Origin of the sequence: Alcanivorax sp., assembly GCF_014762765.1 — a bacterium.
Lineage (GTDB): Bacteria > Pseudomonadota > Gammaproteobacteria > Pseudomonadales > Alcanivoracaceae > Alcanivorax.
This window is the reverse complement of record NZ_JABURH010000065.1, coordinates 1-4825: the sequence shown is the minus strand read 5'-3', so window position 1 is coordinate 4825 and position 4825 is coordinate 1. Positions and strand designations below refer to the sequence as shown.

General features: G+C 62.7%; 6 protein-coding genes. 3 read left to right on the top strand and 3 right to left on the bottom strand.

Going from position 1 to position 4825, the window contains the following annotated elements:
- Both HUJ17_RS02455 and HUJ17_RS02450 read right to left on the bottom strand, forming a co-directional pair.
- Positions 1–678: a histidine phosphatase family protein gene (locus HUJ17_RS02455; protein ID WP_290509206.1), complete on the bottom strand. Its 678-nt coding sequence runs from the start codon at positions 676–678 to the stop codon at positions 1–3.
- A complete protein-coding gene (locus HUJ17_RS02450; RefSeq protein WP_290509205.1) occupies positions 678–1508 on the bottom strand; it encodes an SDR family oxidoreductase in 831 nt (276 codons plus the stop codon). The genes HUJ17_RS02455 and HUJ17_RS02450 overlap by 1 nt, the downstream gene beginning before the upstream one ends.
- 148 nt (positions 1509–1656) lie before the next feature.
- On the opposite strand from HUJ17_RS02450, the gene HUJ17_RS02445 reads away from it, so the two are divergent.
- The gene (locus HUJ17_RS02445) at positions 1657–2580 is read left to right on the top strand and encodes a LysR family transcriptional regulator (RefSeq protein ID WP_290509204.1); all 924 of its coding nucleotides are present in this window, start codon (positions 1657–1659) and stop codon (positions 2578–2580) included.
- A gap of 165 nt (positions 2581–2745) precedes the next feature.
- On the opposite strand, the gene HUJ17_RS02440 is transcribed toward HUJ17_RS02445, so the two are convergent.
- Positions 2746–3225 (bottom strand): helix-turn-helix domain-containing protein, encoded by a 480-nt coding sequence (locus HUJ17_RS02440; RefSeq protein WP_290509203.1) that lies wholly within the window; start codon positions 3223–3225, stop codon positions 2746–2748.
- Positions 3226–3340: 115 nt separating this feature from the next.
- Between HUJ17_RS02440 and HUJ17_RS02435 the strand changes: the two genes are divergently transcribed.
- Positions 3341–4066 carry an SDR family oxidoreductase gene (locus HUJ17_RS02435; RefSeq protein ID WP_290509202.1) on the top strand — a complete coding sequence of 242 codons (726 nt, stop codon included), beginning with the start codon at positions 3341–3343 and terminating at the stop codon, positions 4064–4066.
- Positions 4067–4262: 196 nt separating this feature from the next.
- Positions 4263–4825 (top strand): 2-hydroxychromene-2-carboxylate isomerase (locus HUJ17_RS02430; RefSeq protein ID WP_290509201.1); only part of this gene is annotated, 563 nt, incomplete at its 3' end.

The following is a 4825-nucleotide window of genomic DNA, read 5'->3' as shown; positions in this document are numbered from 1 at the left end:
CTATCGATACGTCACCTGCTCGCTCGGCAGATGCAGATGTTCGTTCACCGAGACTAGCCTTGGCTTGCCGGCATTCACAAGCACCCGGGTCACACTGGTGTTGATCAGGGTGCGGTTCCAGGTGATCAACGCCTCGTCGGTAAGGCCCATGAGCCGCTGGATGATCACACTGATGGCGCCGCCGGAGGTGAACACCAGGGCGCTGTCGCCGCTGCTCAGGCTGTTGCCGAGACTATAGGTGCTGGCCAGCACCCGCTCGCGAAAGGCGGGCCAGCTTTCACTGTAATCGCCGTCGCCGGTCTGCCAGCGGCGCAGGGCCTGCTCGAAGCGGGCCTGGAAGACCTTGCGCGGGTGATCCTGTTGCGCCAGCCACTGGGTCAGCGCCGCCCGGTCGGTGGCCAGGGGCCAGTCCACGGCCAGCAGCTCGCTGTGGTTGTATTCGTTGAAGCCGGTATCCGTGTGCCATTCCTTGGCCAGGCCCAGTTCGCCCAAGGTCGCTTCCGCGGTTTCCACATGGCGGCGCATTGTGCCGCAGATCGAGCGGGGCACGCCCAGATCCTGATTCTGCAGGGCGCGGCCGAGAATGCGGCTCTGCTCCCAGCCCACATCGGACAGCTGATCGTAATCTTCCTTGCCGAAACTGGCCTGGCCGTGGCGGATCAGGTAGATCACCGGCATCAGGCTTTCTCCGCTTTTTCCAGCTTGCCCTGCAGTCGTTCGGCGCCCTTGAGCATCACCCGGTTGAACACAAACGGCAGGAACCGCTTCATCCAGTAAGCCCGGCGGCCGCTCTTGTGGGGCAGCAGGAAGAACTGCTGTTTGGCCACGGCTTTCTTGATCATCTCGGCGATCTGGTCGGCGGTGAGCTCGTCACTGGAAAGCAGCTTGTCCACGGTTTCGACCATGCCCGGTTCCGGGGTGCGCATGGACTCATGCAGATTGGTGCGGAAGAAACCCGGGCACACCACGGTGGTATGAATGCCGTAAGGCGCCAGCTCGAAGCGCAGGGTTTCCGACAGGGAAATCACCCCGGCCTTGGTCACGTTATAGCTGCCCATCACCGGCGCGTGCAGCAGTCCGGCCAGGGAAGCAATATTGACGATGTGGCCGTGGCCCTGGCGCTTCATCATCGGCACGAATACCTTGCAGCCGCGGACCACTCCTTTCACGTTGATATCGAAAATCCAGTCCCAGTCGGCCATGTCGCCGCGATCAATACGGGCAGCACCGGCCACCCCGGCATTGTTCACCAGCACATCCAGGCCGCCCCAGTTCTGCTCCAGCCACTCGCGGGCATTGTTGAAGCTGGCCGCGTCGCGTACATCCAGATACTGGAATTGCAGCTCGCCGGGCAGATCCTTCAGGGCCGCCAGGGTTTCCGCAGCGCGCTCCTGGTTCACATCGCCGATCAGTACCCGGGCGCCATCGCGCAGCCAGGCCTCTGCCATGGCGCGTCCCAGCCCGGAGGCGCCGCCGGTGATCAGGATGCGTTGTGGGGTCTGGCTCATGGTGTGTCCCGTTGTCATGGTGGTTTCGGTCGTGGATTGTGCGTCAGGCGTCGACCCGCTGGCATCGGGGGTCTTATCCATTGACCGATGCTAGTGACGGCGTTTCAATTAATCCAATGAATCCTCGCAATGATCAAAGATAAACGCCATGCATGTGTCGCGCTTCGATCTCAATCTTTTCGTGGTCTTCGATGCCATCTACACCGAAGGCTCCCTGACCCGCGCCGCCAAGGTGCTCAACCTGACCCAGCCGGCGGTGAGCCATGCTCTGGGGCGCCTGCGCGACCGCCTGGACGACCCGCTGTTCGTGCGTCAGGGTAGCCGCATGGTGCCCACCGCCCGGGCCCGGGCCATGGTCAGCCCGGTGCGCCATGCCTTGGGTGGCTTCCAGCGCTGCCTGAGTGATGAAGGCGGTTTCGATGCCAGCGAGGCGGAGCGCACTTTCGTGCTGGGCCTGCGCGATGGCCTGGAAGGTTGTCTGCTGCCGTCGCTGATGGCACAGCTCATGGAAGACGCCCCCGGGGTACGTTTGCAATCACTCACTATCAGCCGAAAGCAGATGGCTACGGAGCTGGCCAGTGGCCGGCTGGATCTGGCCTGCGACGTGATGCTGGCCCTGCCGGAATCCATCGAGCATGTGCCGGTACTCAGCGGCCCGTTGGTGGTGATGATGCGCGAGGGCCATGAGCTGGCTGGTGAGATGGACCTGCCCGGATATCTGGCCGCCCAGCATGTGCTGGTATCGTCCCGCCGCGAAGGCCCGGGGCTGGAAGATTTCGGCCTGGCCCGGCAGGGCTACCGGCGCCATATCCGCCTGCGCTGCCAGCACTACCAGGCGGCCATCAGCACCGTGCAGAACACCGACCTGCTGCTCACCCTGCCGGCCACCCTGGCCGGGCGCCTGTCCCGCAAGGGCATGGTGATCAAAGCCTTCCCCGCCGACCTGCCCGGCCTGGAAATGCACCTCTACTGGCACCGCGACCAAAGCGCCGACCCGGCCCACAGCTGGTTGCGGCAGAGGGTGTTGGCGCTATTGAAGGAGCAGCAGGAGGCGTTGGGGGAGGGGGTTTGACCGGGCGAGTTGCAAGTTACAAGTTTCAAGTTGCAACGCGGACCGGTGGTGTCGCCATCTGATTAGGGCTATCACCGCGATTCAGAGGCTAGGGGCGCGGGCAGGGTCTGGTAGTTTGGCTCTGCCCAGTCCGCGCTTTGCAACTTGAAACTTGTATCTTGGCACTCACCCCGTCCGGCCGGGCATCAGTTTTCCTTTCCAGTGCGGATTTTCCTCCACCCGAATATCCGTGGGCTTCACCGTGTCGCCGCAGTGGCTGCATTGCAGTTGCGCTTCCAGGGGTTCGCCGCACTGGCGGTGGTAGCGAATAAGGGGGGCGCCGTGTTCGCCGGCCAGGTGTTTGTCGCCCCATTGGGCCAGATGCACGATCACCGGGTAGAGCTCTTTGCCCATGGCGGTGAGCCGGTATTCGTGGCGCAGGGGGCGCTCCTGGTAGGCCACCTTGTCGAGCACGCCGCCCTCGGTGAGCTTGCGCAGTCGGTCGCTGAGCACATGGCGGGTGACGCCCAGGCGTTGCTGGAAATCATCGAAGCGGCGCACGCCCATAAAGCAGTCGCGCAGCACCAGCAGCGTCCAGTTGTCGCCGATAATGGCCAGGGTGCGGGCCAGGGAGCAGGGCTGTTGATCGATGTCTTGCCAGCGCATGATGAACCTCCGGGTACGTGTTCTGATCATACCGGCTTGACCCGTTCTCAAAAAGAACCGACTATAAGTTCCAAATAGGAACCAACTATGCGCCTTGCCAATATCAGGAGGCAATATGCCTGAATCCGCCGTGGTCGTGATCGGTGCCGGTGATGCCACCGGCGGTGCCATCGCCAAACGTTTTGCCCGCGAAGGCTACACCGTCTGCGTCACCCGCCGTACTGAAGACGCCCTGGCGCCCCTGGTGCAGGAGATCGAACAGGCCGGCGGCAAGGCCCGTCCGTTCGGCTGCGACGCCCGCGATGAAGACCAGATGATCGCGCTGTTCGACACCATCGAAAACGAAGTAGGGCCGGTGGCAGTGGTGGTGTTCAACATCGGCGCCAACGTGTTCTTCCCCATCCGCGATACCACCGCCCGGGTCTATCGCAAGGTCTGGGAAATGGGGGCCTTCGCCGGCTTCCTGGCCGGTCGCGAAGCCGCCCGGGTGATGGTGCCGCGCCACAAGGGCACCATCATCTTCACCGGCGCCACCGCCTCGGTGCGGGGCGGCAAGGGGTTCTCTGCCTTCGCCGGTGCCAAGTTTGCCCTGCGTGCCCTGGCCCAGAGCATGGCCCGGGAACTGGGGCCGGAAGGCATCCACGTGGTGCATCCCATCATTGATGGCGCCATCGATACCGCCTTTATCCGTGACACCTTCCCGGCTATGTACGCCAAGAAAGATCAGGATGGCATCCTCAACCCGGAACACATCGCCGACACCTACTGGATGCTCCACCAACAACCCCGCGACGCCTGGACCCACGAAATCGATCTGCGCCCGTGGATGGAGACCTTCTGAAAGCCTTTTTTCACCACAGAGGTCACAGAGAGCACAGAGTTAAAACAATGCGAGGTGGAGACCGCGTCGGTTTTCGTTAAGGGTGTTCAGGGCTGTGCGGCTGTATGCCGTTAGGGCGTGAACCGTTATGTAATGTTTTTTCTCAGTGTCCTCTGTGTCCTCTGTGGTAAAAACAAAACAACCTAGGAGCCACGACATGACCCAAAAAATCGAATTCCTCTTCGACGTGGGCAGCCCCACTGCCTACCTGGCCTGGAGCCAACTCCCCGCCCTGTGTGAGCGCACCGGCGCCGAGCTGGTCTACACCCCCGTGCTGCTGGGCGGCATCTTCAAGGCCACCGGCAACAACCCGCCCGGCGCCGTGCCCGCCAAGGGCATGTACATGATGCGCGATCTGGCCCGCTACTCTGCGCGCTACCAGGTGCCGCTCACCATGAACCCGCACTTCCCGGTGAACACCATCACTCCTATGCGCATCATCACCGCCGCCATCGGCACTCCGGAGCAGGATGCTGTGATCACCGCCCTCTATAACGCCATGTGGCGCGAGCCCTGCAAATTGTCCGAGCCGGAAGAAATCACCCGCGTGCTCACCGACGCCGGCCTGGATGCACAAGCCTGGCTGGAAAAAGCCGCCAGCGATGAAGTGAAAGCGCAGCTCAAGGCCAACACCGAAGCGGCGGTGAAGCGTGGCGTGTTTGGCGCGCCGACAATGTTCGTAGGCAACGAGATGTTCTTCGGCCAGGATCGGCTGGATTT

Coding starts and splice junctions, on each gene's coding strand:
- HUJ17_RS02455 (WP_290509206.1), bottom strand. CDS start 678: ATGCCGGTGATCTACCTGATCCGCCACGGCCAGGCCAGTTTCGGCAAG.
- HUJ17_RS02450 (WP_290509205.1), bottom strand. CDS start 1,508: ATGAGCCAGACCCCACAACGCATCCTGATCACCGGCGGCGCCTCCGGG.
- HUJ17_RS02445 (WP_290509204.1), top strand. CDS start 1,657: ATGCATGTGTCGCGCTTCGATCTCAATCTTTTCGTGGTCTTCGATGCC.
- HUJ17_RS02440 (WP_290509203.1), bottom strand. CDS start 3,225: ATGCGCTGGCAAGACATCGATCAACAGCCCTGCTCCCTGGCCCGCACC.
- HUJ17_RS02435 (WP_290509202.1), top strand. CDS start 3,341: ATGCCTGAATCCGCCGTGGTCGTGATCGGTGCCGGTGATGCCACCGGC.